Here is a 21,998-nt window from a genome sequence, read left to right as displayed (position 1 = left end):
GCGACCCATTGCCGCGGGAGGGTTGCCAAGCCTGAAAAGGCCATTTTTAATGCGCGGGCACAGCAGTTGCGTCCAAGTGCCCGTCGGCAGGGGAGAAACCGTGGGGCTCATCCCGAAAAGCCAGTCGCCGCTGATCGGCGTCGACATCAGCTCGACTGCGGTCAAGCTGCTGCAGCTGTCGCGCAGCGGCAACCGTTACCGCGTCGAACACTACGCAGTCGAACCGCTGCCACCGAACGCGGTGGTGGAGAAGAACATCGTCGAGGTCGAGGCGGTGGGCGAGGCCATCCGGCGCGCCGTCACCCGTTCCGGCACCAAGGCCAGGAACGCCGCCGCGGCGGTCGCCGGCGCGGCGGTGATCACCAAGGTGATCCCGATGCCGGCCGACCTTGACGAGGACGAACTGGAGGCCCAGGTCGAGTTCGAGGCGGTCAACTACATCCCGTACCCGATCGAGGAAGTGAACCTGGACTTCGAGGTGCTCGGCCCGATGCCGAACAACCCCGAGACCGTCCAGGTCCTGCTGGCCGCCTCGCGCTCGGAGAACGTCGAGCTGCGCCAGTCGGCGCTGGAGCTCGGTGGGCTGACCGCCAAGGTGATGGACGTGGAGGCCTTCGCGGTCGAGAACGCGTTCGCCCTGATCGCCGACGACCTGCCGGTCGGCCGCGACGGCGTGGTCGCCCTGATCGACATCGGCGCGACCATGACCACGCTCAACGTCCTGCGCGGCGGCCGCAGCCTGTACAGCCGCGAACAACTGTTCGGCGGCAAGCAGCTCACCGACGAGGTGATGCGCCGCTACGGCCTGACCTACGAGGAAGCCGGCCAGGCCAAGCGCCAGGGCGGGCTGCCGGAGACCTACGAGCTGGAGGTCCTGGAGCCGTTCAAGGAAGCGGCCGTGCAGCAGGTCAGCCGCCTGCTGCAGTTCTTCTACGCCGGCAGCGAGTTCAACCGCGTCGACCAGATCGTGCTGGCCGGCGGCTGCGCCTCCATCGCCGGGCTGCCGGAGATGGTCGAGGAGCAGCTGGGCGTGCCGACCCAGGTCGCCAACCCGTTGGCGCAGATGACCCTCGGGCCGCGCGTGCAGGCGCACGCGCTGGCCCAGGACGCGCCGGCACTGATGATCGCCACCGGCCTGGCCCTGAGGAGCTTCGACTGATGGCACGCATCAACCTCTTGCCGTGGCGCGCCGAGCGCCGCAAGCAGCGCCAGCGCGAGTTCCAGGCCATGCTCGGCGCCGCCGCCCTGGGCGGCATCCTGCTGTCGATCCTGGTGTGGTTCCACTACGACATGGAAGTCAGCGGCCAGCACCAGCGCAACGACTTCCTGCGCGCCGAGATCGGGAAGGTCAAGGAGCAGAACAAGGAAATCGCCGAGCTCGACAAGAAGAAGAAGCGGCTGCTGGACCGCAAGGCCGTGATCGAGGAGCTGCAGGCCAACCGCTCGCAGATGGTCCACCTGTTCGATTCGCTGGTGCGCACCATCCCCGACGGCGTGGTCCTGACCGCGCTCAAGCAGGAAGGCAACATCCTGACCCTGCAGGGCACCGCGCAGTCCAACGCGCGCGTCTCCAACTACATGCGCAACCTCGAGACCTCCGGCTGGATGACCAAGCCGGACCTGTCGATCATCGAGGCGCGCAAGGACAACAAGGCGCCGATGACCAGTGGCGCCCGCTCGCTGCCGTACGACTTCACCCTGAAGGTCCAGCTCGCCAACCCCGGCGCCGACGCGAACGGCGGGCAGGCAATCGATCCGGAGGCGCTGGCCGCGCAGGCCGAGGCCGAGGCGGCGGCCGCCGCCGCGGACCCGGCCGCGGCCGACGCGGCGCAGCCGGCCGGCGAGGCCGCCGAGGCGGCCGTGGACCAGGGGAACAAGCCGGCGGCCAACGCCGCGGGAGGACCGGCGTCATGAGCAAGAAGAAGGTCAAGCTCAGCGAACTCGACTTCAACAACATCGGCTCCTGGCCGCAGCAGGCCAAGGTGGTGTTCTGCGTGCTGGTCGCGATCATCATCATGGCGGTGGCCTGGTTCGCCCTGATCAGCGGCAAGCGCGACGAGCTGCTGGGCCTGGAGAGCGAGGAGGCCTCCCTGCGCCAGGAGTTCGAGCGCGAACAGGGCCGCGCCGCCAACCTGGAGCCGCTGCGCCAGCAGCTGGCGCAGATGGAGCAGGTGCTGCAGCAGATGCTGCGCCAGCTGCCCAGCAAGACCGAGATGCCCGACCTCATCGTCGACATCTCCCAGACCGCGCTGTCCAGCGGCCTGTCCAACGAGCTGTTCCAGCCGCTTGACGAGATGCCGCGCGAGTTCTACGCCGAGAAGCCGATCAGGCTGCGCATGGTGGGCAACTACCACCAGTTCGGCGCCTTCGTCAGCGGCGTGGCCTCGCTGCCGCGGGTGGTGATCCTGACCATGCACGACATCTCGCTCAAGCCGATGGAGCGCGGCGGCGGCGTCAGCCGCACCGGCGCGCTGGAGCTTTCCGGCACGGTCAAGACGTACCGCTACCTCGACGAGAACGAGATTTCCGACGTCGAGGGCGCGAATGCAAACGCGGGAGGTCGCTGAGATGCACGCCAGTCGTTTCTTGGGGATGTGCGTGCGCACGTGCGGCCTGGCGGCCCTGGTCCTGGGACTGGGCGCCTGCGGCCGCGGGATCACCAGCACGCCGGGCGAGGCGCCCAACCTGGAGCGGTGGGTCGCCGACGTGCGCGCGCGCCCGGCGCCGCCGCTGGAACCGCTGCCGGTGATGCAGCAGTTCGAGACCTTCGAGTACGCCGCGCAGGACATGCGCGACCCGTTCAGCGACGCCTGGCGGAACCCGGAAGGGGGAGCCGGCCTGCGTCCCGACCCGAACCGGCCCAAGCAGCCGCTCGAGCAGTTCCCGCTGGACAGCCTGGACATGGTCGGCACGATCGGCCAGGGCCCCGGCCTGCTCGCGCTGGTGATGGCGCCGGACAAGGTCACCCACCGCGTCCGGCCGGGGACCTACATGGGGCAGAACGACGGCCGCGTGGTCGGGGTGTACGAGGACCGGGTCGAGCTGGTCGAGCTGGTGCCGGATGGCGCGGGGGGATGGCTGGAGCGTCCGGCCTCGATCGCGCTCGAAGATCAATGATTAGGGGATAGCACGATGACCTTTTCCAACGACCGGAGTCTGTGCAAGCCGCGGCACCCGGCGACCTTCAGGGCCTGTGCACTCGGGCTGGCGCTGGCCCTCGCCGCCACCACCGGCTTCGCCGCCAACCCGGCGGCCTCCGCGCAGCCGGCCGCTGCCGCCACGGGGACGGCGGCCAAGGCCAGCGTTTCCCACATCGATTTCAAGCGCGGCGACGGCGGCGCCGGGCGCCTGGTCCTGCGCTTCGACGGCGAGGGCGTGGCCCCGGACCTGCGCACCCAGGACGGCAGCGTCGTGGTCGACGTCGCCAACGCGGTGCTGCCGGCCGAGCTGCAGCGTCCGCTGAACGTCACCGACTTCGCCACCCCGGTGCAGCGCATCGACGCCCGCCCGTACGCTGGCGGCGCGCAGCTGGTGCTGGCTACCCGCGGCGAGTACGAGTCGCTGGCCTACCAGACCGGCAACGAGTACGTGGTCGAGATCGCCCCGCGCGCCAGCGCCCCGGCGGTCGGCGCGGTCAACAGCGAGAGCCTGGCCAGCGCCCAGGCCAAGGTCGCCGGCCGCGCCTATTCCGGCCGCCCGGTGACCTTCAACTTCCAGGACGTGCCGGTGCGCACCGTCCTGCAGCTGATCGCCGAGGAGTCCAACCTCAACATCGTCGCCTCCGACACCGTGCAGGGCAACGTGACCCTGCGCCTGGTGCACGTGCCGTGGGACCAGGCGCTGGACATCGTCCTGCGCGCCAAGGGCCTGGACAAGCGCCGCGACGGCAACGTGATCTGGGTGGCGCCGCAGCCGGAGCTGGCCGCGTTCGAGAAGGCCCGCGAGGACGCCCGCATCGACCTGGAGAACCGCGTCGACCTGGTCACCGACTACATCCAGATCAACTACCACTCGGCCGGCGCCATCTTCAAGGCGCTGACCGAGGCCCGCGGCGTGGGCGGCGGCTCCGGCGGCGACGGCGGCAACCGCGAGAATGGCTTCCTGTCCTCGCGCGGCCGCCTGGTCGCCGACGAGCGCACCAACACCCTGATGGTCAGCGACATCCCGAAGAAGGTCGCGCAGATGCGCGAGCTGATCAACGTGATCGACCGTCCGGTCGACCAGGTGCTGATCGAGAGCCGCATCGTCATCGCCACCGACACCTTCGCCCGCGACCTGGGCGCGCGCTTCGGCGTGCAGGGCCGCCGCAGCGGCAACAACACCGCCGCCATCGGCGGGTCGCTGGGCGAGACCGCGGGCATCGTCAACGGCGGCGTCACCGTCCCCGGCGACCTCAACGTGAACCTGCCGGCCTCGCCCGAGAACGCCGGCGCCCTGGCCTACACCCTGCTGGGCAACAACTTCGCGCTGGACCTGGAGCTGAGCGCGCTGCAGCAGGAAGGCCGCGGCGAGGTGCTGTCCAACCCGCGCGTGGTCACCTCCAACCAGCGCGAGGCGGTGATCCGCCAGGGCCGCGAGGTCGGCTACGTGACCCTGACCGGCGGCGGCACCCAGGGCGTGGCCACCCCGAACGTGCAGTTCAAGGACGTGGTCCTGGAGCTGAAGGTCACCCCGACCATCACCAGCGACAACCGCGTGTTCATGGTGGTCAACGTGCTGAAGGACGAGATCCTGCAGTACATCGACACCTCGATCGGCCAGGTGCCGGAGATCGCCACCCGCGAGATCAACACCGCGGTGCTGGTGGACGACGGCCAGACCGTGGTCATCGGCGGCGTCTACGAGTTCACCGACAGCAACAGCGTGTCCAAGGTGCCGTTCCTGGGCGACGTGCCCTTCCTGGGCAACCTCTTCAAGAAGAAGAGCCGCCTGAAGGAGAAGGCCGAGCTGCTGATCTTCCTGACCCCGAAGGTCATGCGGGTCGAGAAGCGCGCCTGACGGCCGCCCTCTGGCACGAACGGAACGGGGCCCACGGGCCCCGTTCCCGTTTCCGGCGCCGGAGCGGCGGCGATGGAACCAGGCCGCGCCCGGATCGGTCAGAATCGGGGCATGGACAATCCCAACGCCGAACCGGCCGGCCAGCCCGGTGCCACCGACGCCGCGCACGCGGCCTTCCTGCGCCTGCGCGAGAGCCTGGCGGCGAGCATCGTCGGCCAGGACGCGCTGGTCGAGCGCCTGCTGATCGCGCTGCTGGCCGACGGCCACCTGCTGGTGGAGGGTGCGCCCGGCCTGGCCAAGACCACCGCCATCCGCACCCTGGCCGCGCACCTGGAGGCGGACTTCGCCCGCGTCCAGTTCACCCCGGACCTGCTGCCGGCCGACCTCACCGGCACCGAGATCTGGCGCCCGCAGGAGGCACGCTTCGAGTTCCAGCCCGGGCCGGTGTTCCACCCGCTGCTGCTGGCCGACGAGATCAACCGCGCCCCGGCCAAGGTGCAGTCGGCGCTGCTGGAGGCCATGGGCGAGCGCCAGGTCACCGTGGGCCGGCGGACCTACCCGCTGCCGCGGCTGTTCCTGGTGATGGCCACCCAGAACCCGATCGAGCAGGAAGGCACCTTCCCGCTGCCGGAGGCGCAGCTGGACCGGTTCCTGATGCACGTGCGCATCGGCTACCCGGACGCGGCGATGGAGACCGAGATCCTGCGCCTGGCCCGCACCCAGGCGCGCAGCGAACTGCACGCGCCGGCGGCCGCGCCGGCGCGCATGCCGCAGGCGGTGGTGTTCGCCGCGCGCGAGCAGGTGCTGGGGCTGCACATGGCCCCGGCGCTGGAGCGCTACCTGGTGGAACTGGTGCTGGCCTCGCGCGATGCCGGCCGCTACGACCCGGCGCTGGCCCGGCGCATCGCCTGGGGTGCCAGCCCGCGTGGCTCCATCGCGCTGGAGCGCTGCGCCCGTGCCCGCGCCTGGCTGGCCGGGCGCGACTACCTCACCCCCGAGGACATCCGCGCCGTCGCCCCGGACGTGCTGCGCCACCGCGTGCTGCCCAGCTACGAGGCCCTGGCCGAGGGCTGGGACGGCGATCGCCTGGTGGCGGCGCTGCTGGAGCAGGTGCCGCCGCCATGAACGTGGTGGCGCGTCCGCGCCAGGAGGCGGCCGGCGAAGGCCTCGCGCCGCGGCTGGAGGAACTGGTCGCGCTGCGCCATGAAATCCCGCGTGCGGGCACGCCCGGGGTCGGCCGCGCCGGCCTGCGCGCCGCCGCGCCCTCGAGCCTGCGCGGGCGCGGCATGGAGTACGCCGAGTCACGCGAATATGTGGCCGGCGACGACGTGCGGCGCATGGACTGGCGCCTGACCGCGCGCACCGGCCGCGCCCACACCAAGCTGTTCCAGGCCGAGCGCGAGCGCCTGGCCCTGCTGGTGGCCGACACCTCGCCGGCGCTGTACTTCGGCACCCGGGTGCGCTTCAAGTCGGTGCAGGCCGCGCGTGCCGGCGCAGTGGCGGCCTGGGCCGCACTGCGCGCCGGCGACCGCATCGCGGCCCTGCGCGGCGGCGAGGCGGCCATCCCGCCGGCGGCCGGCATGCGCGGGGTGATGCGGGTGCTGGAGGCGCTGGTGCGCTGGTACGCGCAACCGCCGCAGGACGATGCCGGGCTGGAACTGGCCCTGGAACATGCCCAGCGCCTGCTGCGTCCGGGCGCACGCGTGGTGGTGCTGGCCGATCCGCAGGCCGCCGCGCGGGTGCCACTGCAGCGCTGGGCCGCGCTGGGCCGCCACCACGAGGCCGACCTGGTGCTGCTGCAGGACGCACTGGAAACCACGCCGCCGCAGCGCGCGCTGGCGGTGGAGGCGGGCGGGCGGCGCCTGCACCTGCCGCTGCAGCGCGAACAGGCGCGGGCGCAGTGGCATGCGGCGCTGGTGTTGTCGGCCGAGGTGCTGGCACGCACGCTGCCGGCCCATGGTTGGCGCGTGCACTGCCTGGCCACCGATGCGGCGGCCAGCGACTGGATGCAGCCGTCGCGATCCGCGCCGGGCGAGGCATGACCGCCATGGATCCTGCACGGCTGCCCCTGCGCGACGTCCACCTGCCGCCCGCTCCTGGCTGGTGGCCGCCGGCCCCGGGCTGGTGGTGGCTGGGCGCGGGCCTGCTGGTGCTGCTGCTGGCGCTGGCCGGGTACCGGGCGTGGCGCTGGCGGCGCCGCCGGCGCTGGTCACGCTGGTTCCTGCGCGAAACCGGCGAGGGCGCGCCGCCGCAGCGGCTGGCGCAGCTGTCGGCGCTGCTGCGCCGCGCCGCGCGCCAGGCGCAGCCGGGCGCGGAACGGCTGCAGGGCGAGGACTGGCTGCGCTTCCTCGATGGCGCCCACGGCCAGGCATTCAGCGCCGGTCCCGGGCGGCTGCTGCTCGACGGCGCCTTCCGCCCGCAGGCGGATGCCGCCGCGGTGGAACAGGTCGCCGCGCTGGCGCACGCGCGCTTCCTGGAACTGATGGACGCGCGCCGGGGGCGGACATGAGCGCGTGGCTGGCACAGGCCTGGGACGGCTTTGCCGGATTCGCCTGGCCCTGGGCCTGGGCGGCGCTGCCGTTGCCGCTGCTGGTGCGCCTGCTGCTGCCGCCGCGGCGCGATGCCGGTGCCGCGCTGCGGGTGCCGTGGAGCGCACAGCTGCAGGACGTGGCCCCGGTCGGCGGCGCGGCGGGCGTGCGCGGCGGGCTGGCGCTGCTGGCCTGGCTGCTGCTGTGCGCTGCCGCCGCCCGCCCGCAGCAGCTGGGCGAGGCGGTCGCGCCGCAGCAGCAGGCGCGGCAGATGCTGCTGGCGGTGGACCTGTCCGGCAGCATGAGCGAGGTCGACATGATGCTGGGGATGCAGCCGGTGGACCGGCTGACCGCGGCCAAGGCGGTGATCGCCGACTTCCTGCAGCGCCGCAGCGGCGATCGCGTGGGCCTGCTGGTGTTCGGCCAGCGCGCCTACATGCTGACCCCGTTGACCCTGGACCTGGCCGCGGTGCGCGAGCAGCTGCGCGACACCGCCGCCGGCATGGCCGGGCGCGAGACCGCGCTGGGCGATGCGATCGGCCTGGCGGTGAAGCGCCTGCGCGAACAGCCCGAGGGCCAGCGGGTGCTGGTGCTGCTGACCGACGGCGTGAACACCGCCGGCGTGCTGCCGCCGCTGAAGGCGGCCGAGCTGGCCGCCACCGAACGCGTGCGCGTGCACACCATCGCCTTCGGCGGCAGCGGCGGTGGCTTCTCGCTGTTCGGCGTGCCGGTCCAGCCCGGCGAGGACGTGGACGAGGACACCCTGCGCGCGGTCGCGGAGGCCACCGGCGGCCGTTTCTTCCGCGCGCGCGACGCCGACGAGCTGGCCGGCATCTACGCCGAGCTGGAGCGCCTGGAACCGGTGGACGTGGACGCCGCCCCGGTACGCCCGCGGCGGGAGGCCTATGCCTGGCCGCTGGCCGGCGCCCTGGCCCTGGCCCTGCTGGCCTTCGCCATGCCGGCAGGCCGCCGGCGCGAAGCAGGGGGCGCGGCGGCATGAGCGCATGGCTGCCGTTGCTGCATTTCCAGCGCCCGCTGTGGCTGTGGGCGCTGCTCCTGCTGCCGCTGCTGTGGGTTGCCTGGGGCCTGCGCCGCGACCGCGACTGGCGCGGGGTGGTCGATCCGCACCTGCTGCCGGCGCTGCTGGTGCCGGGGCAGGGCCGCGCCTGGCTGCGCCTGGCCGGGGTTTCGCTGGCCCTGCTGCTGGCGATCCTCGCCCTGGCAGGGCCAGGCTGGCGCCAGCAAGGGCAGCCGCTGGTGCGCCCGCACATGCCGCTGGTGGTGGCGCTGGAACTGTCGGCCGCGATCGCCACCCCCGACCTGCCTCCCTCGCGCCTGGCGCATGCCCGGCTGAAGCTGGAGCGGCTGCTGCACCAGCGCCGCGGCGGCGAGATCGGCCTGGTCGCCTGGGCCGAAGATGCCTACACGGTGGCGCCGCTGACCGCCGACACCGGCAACATCGCCCTGTTCCTCGACGCGCTGGCGCCGGACGTGATGCCGGCGGACGGCCAGCGCGCCGACCGCGCGATCACCCAGGCCGCGACCCTGTTGCGCCAGGCCGGCTTCGAGCGCGGCCAGATCCTGCTGCTGGCCGCCGGTGCCGACGAACGCGCGCGGCAGATCGCCGCGGCCACCGCCGCTTCCGGTTACGAGGTCTCGGTGCTGGGCCTGGGCACGCCCGGGGGCGGCGCCTACCGCGATTCCAGCGGCAGGCTGCGTACTTCGCAGCGCGACGACGCGGCCCTGCGTGCGCTGGCAGCCGCCGGGCAGGGCCGCTACGCGCCGCTGGCCATGGGCGATGCCGACCTGCAGGCACTGGGCGTGCTGCAGCCGGTGGAGGTGGAAGGAACGGCCGGGACGGACGGCGCGCTGGCCTGGCTGGACCAGGGCTACTGGTTGCTGCTGCCGTTGCTGCTGCTGGGCGCGCTGGCGTTCCGCCGTGGTGCGCCGCTGCTGGCACTGGTGCTGTTGCTAGGCGCGCTGCCAGCGACGCCGGCGCTGGCGCAGGACAGCCCCTGGCTGCGTCCGGACCAGCAGGCGCAGCGGCAGCTGCAACGCGGCGTGGAGGCCTACCGCCGCGGCGACTTCGCCGCCGCCGCCGAGGCCTTCGCCGCCGCCGGCGCGCGCGGGGCCGAGGCGCAGTACAACCTCGGCAACGCGCTGGCGCGCCAGGGGCGTTACGAGGAGGCGTTGCAGGCCTACGACCGCGCCCTGGCCCAGGCGCCGGGCATGGAGGATGCGCGCGCCAACCGCCAGGTGGTCGAGGCGGCGATGCGCCGGCAGCCGCCGCAGGGCGGCGGCGGACAGTCCGGCGATGCCGGCCAGTCCGGCAAGGACCCGGCCGGGCGCGGCCGGGATCCGGCGGATGACCCGCGCGGCAATAGCCAGGCCGGCGGACAGGACGCGCCGCCGCAGCCACCGGCGCGGGAACGGCCGCGACCTGGCGGGGACGGCGAGGGCGGCCAGGAGGACGCAGCGCAAGCCCGCGCCCGCCAGGAGCAGGCCGACCGCGAGCAGCGCGAGCGCATGCGCCAGGCGCTGGAGCGGCGCGGCCAGGAAGAAGGACAGGCGCAGCCGGCGGACGCCGGCGGGGAGGAACAGCGCGCGCAGCGCGAGCAGCGCCAGGCGCACGAGGCCTGGCTGCAGCGCGTGCCGGACGATCCCGGTGGCCTGCTGCGCGCCAAGTTCCGGCTCGAGCATGAGCGCCGCCAACAGGAGGGACGATGAACGACCCGCTATACCCGCGGCGCGACCAGCGCACTTCGCGGCGGCTGCGCGGCGCCTGCCTGGCGCTGCTGTGGCTGCTGGCCGGCGTCGCCGGTGCCGAAACCCGCGCCTGGCTGGACCGCAGCCAGGTGCGCGAGGGCGAGACCGTCACCCTCAACATCCAGACCGACCAGCCCGGCGTGGCGCCGGACTACACGCCGCTGCAGGCCGACTTCGAGGTGGGCTCGCCGTTCCGCAGCGATACCGCCGGGCGTGGCGTGCTGTTTGGCGTGCGCCTGGTGCCGCGCCGCGCCGGCGCGCTGGAGGTGCCAGCGCTGCGGGTGGGCGCCGAACGCACGCCGCCGCTGGCGCTGCGCGTGGGGGGCGAGCGCCAGGATGCGCGCGGCGAGGTGTTCCTCGAGACCCGGGTCGAGGAGGAGGCACCGTGGGTGCAGCAAAGCGTCGGGGTCAGCGTGCGCCTGTACTTCGCCACCCCGCTGCTGTCCGGCGAACTGACCCAGGAGCCACCCGAAGGCGCCTCGCTGCAGCGCGTGGGCGACGATGCCACCGGGCGCGAGCGCATCGGCGGCCGCGACTACCAGTACGTGGAGCGGCGGTTCCTGCTGGTGCCCGAGCGCAGCGGCCCGCTGGAGGTGCCGGCGCCGCGGTTCCGCGGCAAGGCCGCGCCGCGGTTCTTCGACGACTTCTTCGGCACCGACCGCACCCTGGCCGCCAGCGGCCAGCCGCAGCGGCTGCAGGTGCGCGCGCAGCCGCCCGGCGCGCCGCAGCCGTGGCTGCCGCTGCGCGACCTGCGCCTGCGCTACCTGCAGCCGCCGTCCGCCGCGCGCGCCGGCGAGGCGCTGGAACTGGCGGTCGAGGCCCGCGCCGAAGGCGCCTCCGGCGCGCAGCCGCTGGACCTGCCGGTGCCGCAGGTGGAGGGCGCCCAGGTGTTCGCCGAACGCGCCGAGACCACCGAGCGCTTCGTCGACGGCCGGCCGCAGCTGACCGTGGTGCGCCGCTTCGCGGTGGTGCCGCTGCGCGCGGGGCCGCTGCGGATCCCCGGCCTGGCGGTGGACTGGTGGGATGCAGGCGCCGGGCAGGCGCGCCAGGCGACCCTGCCGGACCTGGAACTGGAGGTGGCCGCGGCCGCACCCGGGCGCGCCCTGCCGGCGCCGGACGGGGCCGTGCCGGCGCCGGCAGGCGAGACCACCCAGGCGTTGCCGGCGACCCTGGCCGGATCCGCCGAAGGCGCCGCCTGGCGCTGGCTGGCCCTGGTCCTGGGCCTGCTGTGGCTGGCCACCCTCGGCTGGGCGCTGTGGCTGCGCGCGCGCCAGCGCCGCCGCACGGCATCGCCCGTCCGCGCGGGACCCGGCGTGGTGCCGACCACCGCCAAGCTGCGCCGCGCCCTGGACACGGAAAGCTTCGGCGAGGCGGTGCGCCTGCTGCAGGCGATGGCGCGGCCGCCGGCGGCCGACCTGGACGAAGTGGTCGGCCGCCTGGCCGATCCGGTGCAGCGCGAGGCCTTGCAGGCCATGCGCCGCGCGCTGTGGGCCGGCGACGGCGATCCGGCCGGCGCGCGCCTGGCGCTGCGCGCGGCGTTCCGCGACGGGCCGCGCTGGGCCGGCGCGGCCGCGGCCGGCGCCGAACCGCCCTTGCCGCCGCTGTACCCGCCCGCGCGGGACGCCTGAGCGCGTCTGCTAACCTGCCGGTTTCGCACGTTTCCAGGAATACCGCATGACCTCCAAAGGACGCCCCTGGCCCATGCCGCTGAAGATGGGCGTGGGCTTTGCCGCCGGCCTGCTGCTGGGCCTGGTGGTGCACCTGACCGCCGGCGCCGATGCCGCTTGGGTCCAGGCGTTCACCCGCTACGTCACCACCCCGGCGGCGGGGCTGTTCCTCAACCTGATCTTCATGCTGATCGTGCCGCTGCTGTTCTCGGCGCTGGTGCTGGGCATCGCCGAGATGGGCGACATCCGCGCGCTCGGCCGGATCGGCTGGAAGACCCTGGCCTACACCGTGGTGCTGTCCGGCGCGGCGGTGCTGCTGGGGCTGGTGCTGGTCAACCTGCTGCGCCCGGGCGCCGGCGTCGACCCGACCCTGGCCTCGCAGCTGCTGGCGCAGAACGCCGAGCGCAGCCGCGACATCGTCGCCAGCATCGAGTCGCAACCGCGCGGCATCGACATGCTGCTGTCGATCGTGCCCAGCAACGTCGTGGCCGCCGCCTCGGACAACGGCTCGATCCTGGCGCTGATGTTCTTCGCGCTGATGTTCGGCGTGGGCATGGTGCTGACCGACGACGACAAGGTCGCCACCCTCAAGCGCGGCATCGAGGGCATCTTCGAGATCTCCATGACCCTGATCGGGCTGGTGATCCGGCTGGCGCCGTACGCGGTGTTTTGCTTCATGTTCAACCTCGCGGCGATCTTCGGCTTCGACCTGCTGCTGCGGCTGGGCGCGTACGTGGGCGTGGTGGTGCTGGCGCTGGGCCTGCACATGTTCGTCGGCTACGGCCTGGCGGTGCGCATGGCCGGGCGCTCGCCGCTGAAGTTCTTCCGCGACATCCAGGAAGCGGCGGTGATGGCCTTCTCCACCGCCTCCAGCAACGCCACCCTGCCGACCGCGCTGCGCGTGGCCGACGAGATCGGCCTGCCGCGCAAGGTGTCGCGCTTCGTGCTGACCGTCGGCGCCACCGCCAACCAGAACGGCACCGCGCTGTTCGAGGGCGTGACCGTGATCTTCCTGGCCCAGTTCTTCGGCGTGGACCTGAGCCTGGGCCAGCAGTTCATGGTGATGCTGGTGTGCATCCTCGGCGGCATCGGCACCGCCGGCGTGCCCTCCGGCTCGCTGCCGGTGGTGGCGCTGATCTGCGCCATGGTCGGGGTGAACCCGATCGGCATCGGCCTGATCCTGGGCGTGAACCATTTCCTGGACATGTGCCGGACCACGCTCAACGTCAGCGGCGACCTGACCCTGGCCGCGCTGGTGGCCGCCGGCGAGCCGGAGGACGGCGGCGCCGCGGCCGGCCCGGAGGCGGCCACCTGAGGGCGACGGTTGCAGGCAAAACCGTGGCGGGAACGTTCCCTCGCCGGAAATGTCGGGAAACGCTGCGTTCAGGGCGCCAAATCAAGGGCTTGCGACGGGACAGGACGGGCGCGGGATGCAACAATGGCCGGCCCGCATCCCGCGGTTGCCATCGAACTAGCCGAATCCCACATGACGAAGCCGACCCGCCGCCAGCTCGCCAATGCCATCCGTTTCCTCGCCGCCGATGCGGTCGAGGCCGCCAAGTCGGGCCACCCCGGCATGCCGATGGGCATGGCCGACATCGCCGAAGTGCTGTGGAACGACTACCTGCGCCACAACCCGTCCAACCCGGACTGGTTCAACCGCGACCGCTTCGTGCTGTCCAACGGCCACGGCTCCATGCTGCACTACGCGCTGCTGCACCTGAGCGGCTACGACCTGCCGATCGAGGAGCTCAAGCGCTTCCGCCAGCTGCACAGCAAGACCGCCGGCCACCCGGAGCGCTACGAAACCCCGGGCGTGGAGACCACCACCGGCCCGCTGGGCCAGGGCTTCGCCAACGCCGTGGGCTTCGCCCTGGCGGAGAAGCTGCTGGCGCAGCGCTACAACCGCCCCGAATTCGAGGTCGTCGACCACCGCACCTGGGTGTTCATGGGCGACGGCTGCATGATGGAAGGCGTGTCCCACGAGGCTGCATCGCTGGCCGGCACCTGGGGCCTGGGCAAGCTCACCGCCTTCTGGGACGACAATGGCATCTCGATCGACGGCGAGGTGCACGACTGGTTCACCGACGACACCCCGGCGCGCTTCGAGGCCTACGGCTGGCACGTGGTGCGCGGCGTGGACGGCCATGACCCGGAGGCGATCAAGGCGGCGATCGAGCAGGCCATCGCGGTGGAGGACAAGCCGAGCCTGATCTGCTGCAAGACCACCATCGGCTTCGGTTCGCCGAACAAGGCCGGCAAGGAGGAATCGCACGGCGCGCCGCTGGGCAAGGACGAGGTCGAGGCCACCCGCAAGGCCCTGGACTGGCCGTATGCGCCGTTCGAGATCCCGCAGGAGATCTACGACGGCTGGCGCGCCAACGGCGCCGGCCAGCTGCGCCAGGCCGAGTGGGAGCAGCTGTTCGACAAGTACGCCAGGCAGTACCCGGCCGAGGCCGAGGAACTGGTCCGCCGCTCGCGCGGCGAACTGCCGGCCGACTTCGTGGCCCAGGCCGACGCCTTCATCGCCAAGGTCCAGGCCGAGGGCGCGACCATCGCCTCGCGCAAGGCCTCGCAGAACGCGATCGCCGCGTTCGCGCCGCTGCTGCCGGAGCTGATCGGCGGCTCGGCCGACCTGGCCCCGTCCAACCTGACCCAGTGGAAGGCCAGCAAGTCGGTGACCGTGGCCGACCGCGAGGCCAACTACGTGCACTACGGCGTGCGCGAGTTCGGCATGAGCGCGATTGCCAATGGCATCGCCCTGCACGGCGGCTTCCTGCCGTTCGACGCCACCTTCCTGGTGTTCAGCGACTACGCGCGCAACGCGCTGCGCATGAGCGCGCTGATCCCGGCGCACGTGATCCACGTGTTCACCCACGACTCCATCGGCCTTGGCGAGGACGGCCCGACCCACCAGCCGGTCGAGCACCTGGCCTCGCTGCGCTACATCCCCAACAACGACGTGTGGCGCCCGTGCGACGCGGTCGAGTCGGCGGTGGCCTGGAAGCAGGCGATCCTGCGCAAGGACGGCCCGAGCGTGCTGGTGTTCAGCCGCCAGAACCTGCCGCACCAGGCACGCAGCGAGGAGCAGGTGAAGCTGGTCGAGCGCGGCGGCTACGTGCTGGCCGACGCCGAAGGCGGCAACCCCGACGTGATCCTGATCGGCACCGGTTCGGAAGTGTCGCTGGCGATGGAGGCCAAGGCGCAGCTGGACGCGGCCGGGATCAAGGCGCGCGTGGTGTCGATGCCCTCGACCACCGTGTTCGACCGCCAGGACGAGGCCTACCGCGAGTCGGTGCTGCCGAAGTCCGTGCGCAAGCGCGTGGCGGTGGAAGCCGGCGTCACCGACTTCTGGCGCAAGTACGTGGGCCTGGACGGCGCGGTCATCGGCCTGGACCGCTTCGGCGCCTCGGCCCCGGCCGGCGAGCTGTACAAGTACTTCAACATCACCACCGAGGCGGTGGTGGCCGCGGCCAGGGCGCTCTGAGTCCTGGCCATCCGTCGGCCGGGCCACGTGCCCGCCCGACGGAACCGCGATGCAAAGGGAAGGGGACGCGCAGGCGTCCCCTTTCCGTTTCCGGTCAGCGCCGGCCGAACTGCGCGACCAGCCAGGCGTCGATGGCGGAAACCCCGCCCGGCAGCGCCGGCAGGCGCGCCCAGTGCAGGCTCTCGATCTCCGGGTCCAGGGCGTGGCCGTGGCGCCGCTGCAGGCCGCGGGTCGCGAACAGCAGGCCGGTCAGCGGCCACGGCGAGCGAGGCGAGCGGATGCGCAGCCAGCCGGCGGGCTCCAGCGCGCCGGCGGCGTGGCCGGTTTCCTCCAGCAGTTCGCGCGCGGCCGCGCGCAGCGGCGGCTCGCCGGGATCGACCCAGCCGCCGGGCAGTTCCAGCACCTGGCGCGCGGCATTGCGCACCAGCAGGATCCGGCCGAGGTCGACCGCCAACACCAGGACGAAGTCCGGCGCCGCGCCCGGCGCCCGGCCGCGGCCGGCGGCGAGCAGCACGTCGCCGCGCTCATTGCAGGGCGGCGGTTCGGGGACGGGGATCGGTGCGGATGCGGACACGGTTCGCGTTGCGGGCAAGGCCACGAACAACGGTCCGGGGCGTGCGCATTGTGGCCGAAGCCGGCGCCGGCGGACATGCCGCCGGCGCTGCCCGCCCGCCACCACGTGCCGGTGGCTTGCCTGCCCGCGGATGCGGGTGCGGCTCAGTGCGCGGCCGGCTTGTCGTGCTTGCTGCCGCCGCGGCAGCGCGGCGACTCCGGCACGCTGGCGTCGGCCTCCCATTCGGCCGGGGTGTAGGTGTGCAGGGCCAGTGCATGGATCTGCTGCATCAGCCCGCCCATGGCCGCGTACACCGCCTGGTGGCGCTGCACCGGGCGCTTGCCGGCGAAGGCCTCGCTGACGATCACCGCCTTGTAGTGGGTCTCCAGGCCGCGGCTGTGCATGTGGCTCTCGTCCAGCACCTCCAGGTGCAGGGGCTGCAGGGCGGCGAGGGCCTGGCGGATCTGGTCGGCGCGGGTGCTCATGGGCGGTGGCGTGGTGGAAGTCGCTAACAGGATGGAGGCGGATTGGCCGGGTTCAAGCGGACGGCCGCCCTGCCGGCGCGGGGGGCGTGCGGCAAGGCGCATCCCGGGCAGCTTCAGGGCGCCGGCAGCGGCAGGTCGGGTGCCGGCTGGCGCAGCAGGTGGCGGCGGACCGCAGCGCGTGCCGGCGCGTCCCATTCCGGGCGCCAGGCGCAGTGCGCCGCGCTCTCCACCTCCGCGTGGTAGCCAAGGTTGCCAGTGGCGCCGAGCAGTCCGTACACCTCCCGTGCCGCCAGCACGCTGGCGCGTGCGGCCGGCGCACCCAGCCAGGCGATATGTGGGTTGTCCAGCACCAGCAGGCCGCGTGGCGCGACCAGGGCCAGCACCTGGTGCTGGTCCACCGCCAGCCGCCGCGGGTCGTCGGCGTAGGTGCCGAACGCGTCGCCCAGCCAGGGCTGCTCGCCAAAGGCGCTGGTGGCCGGCTGCGCGCCCTCCGGTGCGTGGCGCCAGGTGGGCACGCCACCAGCGCCGGATTCGATCGGCACGGTCAGGACCACGCGCGGGTCGAAGGCGCCGGCCGCCAGCGCCCCCTTGCCGTGGCGCGAGCAGCCGCTGACGCCGATCGCATCGGCGCGCAGCAGGCGGCCGTCGTCGGCGGCGATCACATCGATGACCCGGCTCACGCCCCAGGCCCAGGCCATCAGCGTGCCGGTGCCGGCGACCTCGTCGCCGTACAGGCGGTAGAACGCGCCCTCCTTGCGCCGCCCCTGGCCGGTCTCGGCACCGATGTCGGTGCTGGGGAACTCGATCCAGGCCACGCCCTCGCTGGCCAGCAGTTCCGGGCTGACCCCGGCCACCCCGGCCATCACCAGCATCGCCGGGAAAGGCCCCTCGCCCGGGGGCAGGTGCAGGCGCGCGGCGAAGCGCTCGCTGCGGCCGCCGTGGCGCACCTCGACCTCGATCCGCTCCGGGGTGACCGTGCCGGCCACCGCCTCCGGTGCCGGCCCCTTGCTGCCGTAGACCTGGGCCTCCAGCGCATGCAGGGTCTGCTGTCGCAGGCAGTGCCATTGCCCCGGTTCATGCGCGCGGCTTCCATCGGGCAGGCGCAGCGGATCGGGCAGTTCCGCCTGCAGGCCGGCTGCGGGTGGCAGGACCGGGCAGTCGCGGGCCTCGTCACCGGCCGCGGAGGCGGCCGCGCCGTGCCAGGCCAGCAGCAACAGGCCCGCAAGCAGGGGCCGACTCGGGTTCCAGCGCATGCGTTCTCTCCATCCCCGGTACGGGGGGATCATGCCAGCGCCCGGAGGGCTTGACGCGGGCTTGCGTTTACGCTTGTAATCCAATCTCGATTACAGGCGTAAACGGAGGTCCGCATGGCGCACGAACCGATCCCCGTAACCGATGCAGAGGCCACGGTCATGGAAGTGCTGTGGCAGTCCAGCCCGCGCAGCTCCGAGGACGTGGTCGCGGCGGTGGCACCGGCCACCGGCTGGGCCGAGCCCACCATCAAGACCCTGCTCAACCGCCTGCTCAACAAGGGCGCGATCAGCGCCGAGCGCGAGGGCCGGCGCTACCTCTATTCGCCGGTGCTGAGCCGCGAGGCCTGGGTGGAGCAGCAGAGCGAAGGCCTGCTGGCCCGCCTGTTCGGCGGCCGGGTGGCGCCGTTGGTGGCGCATTTCAGCGAGCGCGGCCGGCTGTCGGCCACCGACATCGCCGAGCTCAAGCGCCTGGTGTCGCGGCTGGAGGAGGGCGGGGACGATGGACGCTGAGCTGGTCCTGCTGTTGCGCGCCACCCTGGCCCTGACCGTGGCCGGCGCGCTGGTGCTGGCGCTGCGCCGTCCGGCGCGCGCGCTGTGGGGCGCGCAGGGAGCCTACCTGCTGTGGACTTGCGTCCCGGTCGCGGTGCTGGCCGCGTCGTTGCCGAAGGGCACCACGCTGCCGCTGCCGGTGGCCGCGGCCTGGCTGGAGCCGGTGCAGGCCGGCGTGGCCGCCGCGGCCGCAGCCACGTCGCCGGCCTGGCGGGCCTGGCTGCTGCCGCTGTGGCTGGCCGGCGTGCTCGCCAGCGCCGCGCTCATGGCCTGGCAGCAGTGGCGTTTCCGGCGCGCGCTGGGGCCGCTGCAGGCGCGCGCGTACGGGCTGTTCCAGGCCCGCGGCAACCACCCGGCGCTGCCGGCGGTGGTGGGCCTGCTGCGGCCGCGGATCGTGCTGCCGGCCGATTTCGAGCGGCGCTACAGCGCGGCCGAGCGCGAGCTGGTCCTGCAGCACGAACGCCTGCACGTGCGCCGCGGTGACCTGCCGGCCAATGCACTGGCCGCGCTGCTGCGCTGCCTGTTCTGGTTCCACCCGCTGCTGCCGGCCGCGCTGCGGCGCTTCCGCCACGACCAGGAACTGGCCTGCGATGCCGCGGTGATCGCGCGCCATCCCCGCCAGCGGCGCGTGTACGGCGAGGCCATGCTCAAGGCGCAGCTGCCGCACGCGCCGCTGCCGCTGGGTTGCCACTGGCCGCCGCTGCATGCGCTCAGGGAGCGGATCGAACTGCTGCGGCGCCCGGCGGCGTCACCGCGGCAGCGGCTTGCCGCCGCGCTGGCGGCGTGCGTGCTCGCCTGCGGCATCGGCGGCCTGGCCTGGGCCGCGCGGCCGGCCGCGGCCGCCGCGCAGGAGGGGGACTGGCTGCCGGTACCGGCAGCCTTCATGCCGCCGCCGCGCTATCCGAAGGAGGCCGCCGAGGCCGGGATCGCCGGCGAGGTGAGCCTGCTGCTGGACCTGGCCGCCGACGGCAGCGTGGCGGCGGTGGAAGTGGAGCGCGCCGCGCCGGCCGGGGTGTTCGAGGCCGCGGCGGTGGAAGCGGCGCGGCAGTGGAAGTTCAGGCCGGACGCGGACGACGGCGTGGCCAGGGTCCGCCGCGTGCGCGTGCCGATCAGTTTTGCCCCGGACAAGCGGGCCACGGACCAGGGAGGCCAGGAATGACGATGCGGTTCCATCACGCTTGCGGCGGCGGACGTGCCGCGCGGTGGCTGTGCGGCGGCCTGCTGGCGCTGGCCGCGGCCGGTTGCGCCAGCCGCGGCGGGATCGACGAGGCCCAACCCGATGCCAGCGCCGGCGTGGGCCAGCGCATGATCGTGCCGACTACCGACACCCGTTACGAGCTGGCACCCCACCAGGGCTTCGTGTTCCCGCGGATCCTGGCCAACGACAGCCCGGCGTTCCCGGCGCACTACCGCCCGCCCAGTCCGTTCTCCGCGACCCTGTGCGTGTCGCTGGCGGTGGGCGAGGACGGCGAGGTGCGCAACGTGCACCTGGTCGGCGCGCCGGGCTGCATCGCGCCCGAGGAAGCACCGGAACCGCTGGGCACGGCGGTGCTCGAAGCGGTCGCGGCCTGGGAATTCGAGCCGGCATTGCTGTGCGAATACCCGGACGCGGCCACCCGCAACCGCGACTGGAACGGGGGCGGCTGCACCGGCGCGGTGAGCGCGGTCAAGCCGGTGCCGGTCACCCTGGCCTGGGCCTTCACCTTCGAGCTGCAGCAGGGCCAGGCGCGGGTTTCCAACCGGCGGTCCTCGCCCTGACTACTGCCCCAGCATTTCCGGGCGGAACAGGCGGCGCCGGCTGGTTTCATCGCCGGACAGCATGAAGCGGCCGTCGCCGCGGTAGTGCACGGTGCGCGGGCGCTGCGGCCGCGCCGCCACGTGCGCGCGCACGACCTGCCACACGAACAGCGGGTAGTCGTCGTTGAGGTGGGTGCGGCGCAGGCGGCATTCGAAGCTAGCGTGGCATTCGCCGATCAGCGGCGCACCGACCAGCTCGGCCGCATGCGCGGTCAGGCCGAAGCGCTGGAACTTGTCGACCTGCGCGCTGCTGCAGTTGCCGATGCCGACCACCGCGTCCAGCAGCGGCGCGGTGGGCAGGTTGATCACGCACTGGCGGCTGCGCCGTGCCAGCGCATGGCTGGTGTTGGCGTCCCAGATGTAGGTGCCGACCAGGTCGTAGCCGAGCATCATGTGCCAGCCGCAGGTCATGATCGCGCGCTGGCCCTTCCACGCGGTGGTGACCAGCACCACCGGGCCGGGCTCGAGGAAGCGCCGGATCTTCTCCACCGGGAACGCGGTCTTGCGGGGCAGGGCCATGCTCGGCTCCTTCGTGGACGCCGCCAGCCTGCGCACGCGCGCGGCAACGGCGCGTCAATCCAGCACGTGGATGGCGTCGGCCAGGCGCCGCACTTCGTCGGGATGGTGGCTGACGTAGAGCATCGGCAGGCGCACCTCGTCGCGCACCTTCCGCAGCCACGGGATCAGTTCCTCGCGGCGCGCCGGGTCCAGCGCCGACAGCGGCTCGTCGAACAGCAGCACCGCCGGCTGCGACAGCAGGGCGCGGCCGATCGCCACGCGCTGCGATTCGCCGCCGGACAGGTGGCGGGTGCGCCGGTCCAGCAGGTGGCCGATGCCCAGCAACTCGACCACCGCGTCGAAGGCGAAGCCGGCCTGGCCGCCGCGGTGGCGGCCATAGAGCAGGTTGCGGCGTACGTCCAGGTGCGGGAACAGGCGCGCGTCCTGGAACACGTAGCCGACCTGGCGGCGATGGGTGGGCACGTCGATGCCGCGCGCGCTGTCGTACAGCACGCGGCCGTCGATCTCGATGTAACCCGATTCCGGCCGCACCAGCCCGGCGATGGCATTGAGCACGCTGGTCTTGCCGGCACCGGACGGGCCGGCGAGCGCCAGCACCCGCGCCTGCTCGTCGATCCGCACGTGGCGCTGGAAGCGGCCGCGGCGCAGATGGATGTCGACCTTCAGCATGGCGCGGCTCCGCGCATGGGCTGGTCCATGCTCATTCCTCCTCGCCCCCGCGCTGGCGCCGCACCAGCCATTCGGAGAACAGCAGCGCGCCCAGCGAGATCACCAGCGCCACCGCGGCCAGGCGCCAGATCCCCGATTCGCCGCCCGGTACCTGCATCAGCCCGTAGATCGCCGAGGACAGGGTGCGGGTCTCGCCGGGGATGGCGGAGACGAAGGTGATGGTGGCGCCGAACTCGCCCAGCGCCTTGGCGAAGCCCAGGGCGGCGCCGGCCACCAGGCCCGGCCAGGCCAGCGGCAGGGTCACGGTGAGGAATACCCGCCACGGCGCCGCGCCCAGGGTGGCCGCGGCCTGCTCCAGGCGCCGGTCCACGTTCTCGATCGACAGCCGGATCGCGCGCACCATCAGCGGGAAGCCCATCACCGCGCAGGCCAGCGCCGCGCCGGTCCAGCGGAAGGCGAGGCTGATGCCGAAGGTGTCCTCCAGCCAGTGCCCGGCCGGGCCCTGCTGGCCGAACAGCACCAGCAGCGCGTAGCCCATCACCACCGGCGGCAGCACCAGCGGCAGGTGCACCAGCGCGTCCAGCAGCGACTTGCCGGGGAAGCGCCGGCGCGCCAGCAGCCACGCCACCGCCACCCCGAACGGCAGGCTGGCGAGGGCGGCCACGGCGGCCACTTTCAGGCTCAGCGCGATGGCGGTGATCTCGTCCTGGGTGAAGCCGGGCAGGGC

Annotated in this window: 22 protein-coding genes; 16 read left to right on the top strand and 6 right to left on the bottom strand. The window is 73.3% G+C overall.

Annotation, left to right across the window (positions count from 1 at the left end):
• Positions 1 to 100: 100 nt before the first annotated feature.
• From PSEJ31_RS0114950 to tkt, 13 genes are all read left to right on the top strand, one after another.
• A complete protein-coding gene (locus tag PSEJ31_RS0114950; protein WP_019397032.1) occupies positions 101 to 1,159 on the top strand; it encodes a pilus assembly protein PilM in 1,059 nt (352 codons plus the stop codon).
• A complete protein-coding gene (locus PSEJ31_RS0114945; protein ID WP_019397031.1) occupies positions 1,159 to 1,914 on the top strand; it encodes a PilN domain-containing protein in 756 nt (251 codons plus the stop codon). Before PSEJ31_RS0114950 ends, PSEJ31_RS0114945 begins: the two co-directional genes overlap by 1 nt.
• Entirely contained in the window at positions 1,911 to 2,567 is a 657-nt protein-coding gene (locus PSEJ31_RS0114940; protein ID WP_019397030.1) for a type 4a pilus biogenesis protein PilO, read from the top strand. The genes PSEJ31_RS0114945 and PSEJ31_RS0114940 overlap by 4 nt, the downstream gene beginning before the upstream one ends.
• A gap of 31 nt (positions 2,568 to 2,598) precedes the next feature.
• Positions 2,599 to 3,117: a pilus assembly protein PilP gene (locus tag PSEJ31_RS0114935; protein ID WP_232207870.1), complete on the top strand. Its 519-nt coding sequence runs from the start codon at positions 2,599 to 2,601 to the stop codon at positions 3,115 to 3,117.
• Positions 3,118 to 3,132: 15 nt separating this feature from the next.
• Positions 3,133 to 4,998 (top strand): type IV pilus secretin PilQ family protein, encoded by a 1,866-nt coding sequence (locus PSEJ31_RS0114930; protein ID WP_028915914.1) that lies wholly within the window; start codon positions 3,133 to 3,135, stop codon positions 4,996 to 4,998.
• Positions 4,999 to 5,109: 111 nt separating this feature from the next.
• The gene (locus PSEJ31_RS0114925) at positions 5,110 to 6,123 is read left to right on the top strand and encodes a MoxR family ATPase (RefSeq protein ID WP_019397027.1); all 1,014 of its coding nucleotides are present in this window, start codon (positions 5,110 to 5,112) and stop codon (positions 6,121 to 6,123) included.
• Positions 6,120 to 7,040, top strand: coding sequence for a DUF58 domain-containing protein (locus tag PSEJ31_RS0114920; RefSeq protein ID WP_019397026.1), 921 nt, complete (start codon positions 6,120 to 6,122; stop codon positions 7,038 to 7,040). Before PSEJ31_RS0114925 ends, PSEJ31_RS0114920 begins: the two co-directional genes overlap by 4 nt.
• A gap of 5 nt (positions 7,041 to 7,045) precedes the next feature.
• On the top strand, positions 7,046 to 7,507 hold the full coding sequence (locus PSEJ31_RS0114915) for a DUF4381 family protein (protein WP_028915913.1): 462 nt from the start codon (positions 7,046 to 7,048) through the stop codon (positions 7,505 to 7,507).
• Positions 7,504 to 8,526, top strand: a complete 1,023-nt coding sequence (locus PSEJ31_RS0114910; RefSeq protein WP_019397024.1) for a VWA domain-containing protein — start codon at positions 7,504 to 7,506, stop codon at positions 8,524 to 8,526. Before PSEJ31_RS0114915 ends, PSEJ31_RS0114910 begins: the two co-directional genes overlap by 4 nt.
• The gene (locus PSEJ31_RS17360) at positions 8,523 to 10,253 is read left to right on the top strand and encodes a tetratricopeptide repeat protein (protein ID WP_019397023.1); all 1,731 of its coding nucleotides are present in this window, start codon (positions 8,523 to 8,525) and stop codon (positions 10,251 to 10,253) included. Before PSEJ31_RS0114910 ends, PSEJ31_RS17360 begins: the two co-directional genes overlap by 4 nt.
• On the top strand, positions 10,250 to 11,920 hold the full coding sequence (locus PSEJ31_RS0114900; RefSeq protein ID WP_084220889.1) for a BatD family protein: 1,671 nt from the start codon (positions 10,250 to 10,252) through the stop codon (positions 11,918 to 11,920). Before PSEJ31_RS17360 ends, PSEJ31_RS0114900 begins: the two co-directional genes overlap by 4 nt.
• A 46-nt stretch (positions 11,921 to 11,966) precedes the next feature.
• Positions 11,967 to 13,274 carry a dicarboxylate/amino acid:cation symporter gene (locus PSEJ31_RS16225; protein WP_147208126.1) on the top strand — a complete coding sequence of 436 codons (1,308 nt, stop codon included), beginning with the start codon at positions 11,967 to 11,969 and terminating at the stop codon, positions 13,272 to 13,274.
• 171 nt (positions 13,275 to 13,445) lie between these two features.
• Positions 13,446 to 15,446 (top strand): transketolase, encoded by a 2,001-nt coding sequence (tkt, locus tag PSEJ31_RS0114890; protein WP_028915911.1) that lies wholly within the window; start codon positions 13,446 to 13,448, stop codon positions 15,444 to 15,446.
• A 94-nt stretch (positions 15,447 to 15,540) separates the two neighbouring features.
• Here the strand turns inward: tkt and PSEJ31_RS16780 are convergent, their stop codons facing one another.
• From PSEJ31_RS16780 to PSEJ31_RS16220, 3 genes are all read right to left on the bottom strand, one after another.
• Positions 15,541 to 16,020 carry an NUDIX hydrolase gene (locus PSEJ31_RS16780; protein ID WP_147208128.1) on the bottom strand — a complete coding sequence of 160 codons (480 nt, stop codon included), beginning with the start codon at positions 16,018 to 16,020 and terminating at the stop codon, positions 15,541 to 15,543.
• A 143-nt stretch (positions 16,021 to 16,163) separates the two neighbouring features.
• Positions 16,164 to 16,484, bottom strand: a complete 321-nt coding sequence (locus PSEJ31_RS0114880) for a BolA family protein (RefSeq protein ID WP_019399795.1) — start codon at positions 16,482 to 16,484, stop codon at positions 16,164 to 16,166.
• A 113-nt stretch (positions 16,485 to 16,597) separates the two neighbouring features.
• Positions 16,598 to 17,737, bottom strand: coding sequence for a hypothetical protein (locus tag PSEJ31_RS16220; protein WP_037035352.1), 1,140 nt, complete (start codon positions 17,735 to 17,737; stop codon positions 16,598 to 16,600).
• A gap of 129 nt (positions 17,738 to 17,866) precedes the next feature.
• Between PSEJ31_RS16220 and PSEJ31_RS0114870 the strand changes: the two genes are divergently transcribed.
• The 3 genes from PSEJ31_RS0114870 to PSEJ31_RS0114860 are packed head-to-tail and all read left to right on the top strand — an operon-like array spanning position 17,867 to position 20,044.
• A complete protein-coding gene (locus PSEJ31_RS0114870; RefSeq protein WP_026010759.1) occupies positions 17,867 to 18,247 on the top strand; it encodes a BlaI/MecI/CopY family transcriptional regulator in 381 nt (126 codons plus the stop codon).
• Positions 18,237 to 19,445, top strand: a complete 1,209-nt coding sequence (locus PSEJ31_RS0114865) for a TonB family protein (RefSeq protein ID WP_028915909.1) — start codon at positions 18,237 to 18,239, stop codon at positions 19,443 to 19,445. Before PSEJ31_RS0114870 ends, PSEJ31_RS0114865 begins: the two co-directional genes overlap by 11 nt.
• Before the next feature lie 2 nt (positions 19,446 to 19,447).
• A complete protein-coding gene (locus PSEJ31_RS0114860) occupies positions 19,448 to 20,044 on the top strand; it encodes a lipoprotein (RefSeq protein WP_028915908.1) in 597 nt (198 codons plus the stop codon).
• Here the strand turns inward: PSEJ31_RS0114860 and PSEJ31_RS0114855 are convergent, their stop codons facing one another.
• From PSEJ31_RS0114855 to modB, 3 genes are read right to left on the bottom strand one after another with little or no spacing between them, the layout of a single operon-like run.
• Entirely contained in the window at positions 20,045 to 20,602 is a 558-nt protein-coding gene (locus PSEJ31_RS0114855) for a flavin reductase family protein (RefSeq protein ID WP_028915907.1), read from the bottom strand.
• A 54-nt stretch (positions 20,603 to 20,656) separates the two neighbouring features.
• Complete coding sequence (locus tag PSEJ31_RS0114850) at positions 20,657 to 21,271, bottom strand: ATP-binding cassette domain-containing protein (protein WP_019399801.1); 615 nt, start codon at positions 21,269 to 21,271, stop codon at positions 20,657 to 20,659.
• 31 nt (positions 21,272 to 21,302) lie between these two features.
• Positions 21,303 to 21,995, bottom strand: a complete 693-nt coding sequence (gene modB, locus PSEJ31_RS0114845) for a molybdate ABC transporter permease subunit (protein ID WP_164544163.1) — start codon at positions 21,993 to 21,995, stop codon at positions 21,303 to 21,305.
• Positions 21,996 to 21,998: the final 3 nt, after the last annotated feature.

The organism is Pseudoxanthomonas sp. J31 (assembly GCF_000510725.1).
In the GTDB taxonomy this organism is placed as follows: domain Bacteria; phylum Pseudomonadota; class Gammaproteobacteria; order Xanthomonadales; family Xanthomonadaceae; genus Pseudoxanthomonas.
The sequence above is the reverse complement of the archived record's forward strand: the minus strand, read 5'-3'. Positions and strand labels throughout refer to the sequence as shown.

Excerpts from the sequence above, each read along its gene's own strand:
- PSEJ31_RS0114910 (WP_019397024.1), top strand. The coding sequence starts at position 7,504 with ATGAGCGCGTGGCTGGCACAGGCCTGGGACGGCTTTGCCGGATTCGCC.
- PSEJ31_RS16220 (WP_037035352.1), bottom strand. The coding sequence starts at position 17,737 with ATGCGCTGGAACCCGAGTCGGCCCCTGCTTGCGGGCCTGTTGCTGCTG.
- PSEJ31_RS0114865 (WP_028915909.1), top strand. The coding sequence starts at position 18,237 with ATGGACGCTGAGCTGGTCCTGCTGTTGCGCGCCACCCTGGCCCTGACC.
- PSEJ31_RS0114860 (WP_028915908.1), top strand. The coding sequence starts at position 19,448 with ATGCGGTTCCATCACGCTTGCGGCGGCGGACGTGCCGCGCGGTGGCTG.
- PSEJ31_RS0114915 (WP_028915913.1), top strand. The coding sequence starts at position 7,046 with ATGGATCCTGCACGGCTGCCCCTGCGCGACGTCCACCTGCCGCCCGCT.
- PSEJ31_RS0114945 (WP_019397031.1), top strand. The coding sequence starts at position 1,159 with ATGGCACGCATCAACCTCTTGCCGTGGCGCGCCGAGCGCCGCAAGCAG.
- PSEJ31_RS0114855 (WP_028915907.1), bottom strand. The coding sequence starts at position 20,602 with ATGGCCCTGCCCCGCAAGACCGCGTTCCCGGTGGAGAAGATCCGGCGC.
- PSEJ31_RS17360 (WP_019397023.1), top strand. The coding sequence starts at position 8,523 with ATGAGCGCATGGCTGCCGTTGCTGCATTTCCAGCGCCCGCTGTGGCTG.
- PSEJ31_RS0114940 (WP_019397030.1), top strand. The coding sequence starts at position 1,911 with ATGAGCAAGAAGAAGGTCAAGCTCAGCGAACTCGACTTCAACAACATC.
- PSEJ31_RS0114900 (WP_084220889.1), top strand. The coding sequence starts at position 10,250 with ATGAACGACCCGCTATACCCGCGGCGCGACCAGCGCACTTCGCGGCGG.
- PSEJ31_RS0114920 (WP_019397026.1), top strand. The coding sequence starts at position 6,120 with ATGAACGTGGTGGCGCGTCCGCGCCAGGAGGCGGCCGGCGAAGGCCTC.
- PSEJ31_RS0114930 (WP_028915914.1), top strand. The coding sequence starts at position 3,133 with ATGACCTTTTCCAACGACCGGAGTCTGTGCAAGCCGCGGCACCCGGCG.
- tkt (WP_028915911.1), top strand. The coding sequence starts at position 13,446 with ATGACGAAGCCGACCCGCCGCCAGCTCGCCAATGCCATCCGTTTCCTC.
- PSEJ31_RS16225 (WP_147208126.1), top strand. The coding sequence starts at position 11,967 with ATGACCTCCAAAGGACGCCCCTGGCCCATGCCGCTGAAGATGGGCGTG.
- PSEJ31_RS0114925 (WP_019397027.1), top strand. The coding sequence starts at position 5,110 with ATGGACAATCCCAACGCCGAACCGGCCGGCCAGCCCGGTGCCACCGAC.
- PSEJ31_RS0114880 (WP_019399795.1), bottom strand. The coding sequence starts at position 16,484 with ATGAGCACCCGCGCCGACCAGATCCGCCAGGCCCTCGCCGCCCTGCAG.
- PSEJ31_RS0114850 (WP_019399801.1), bottom strand. The coding sequence starts at position 21,271 with ATGCTGAAGGTCGACATCCATCTGCGCCGCGGCCGCTTCCAGCGCCAC.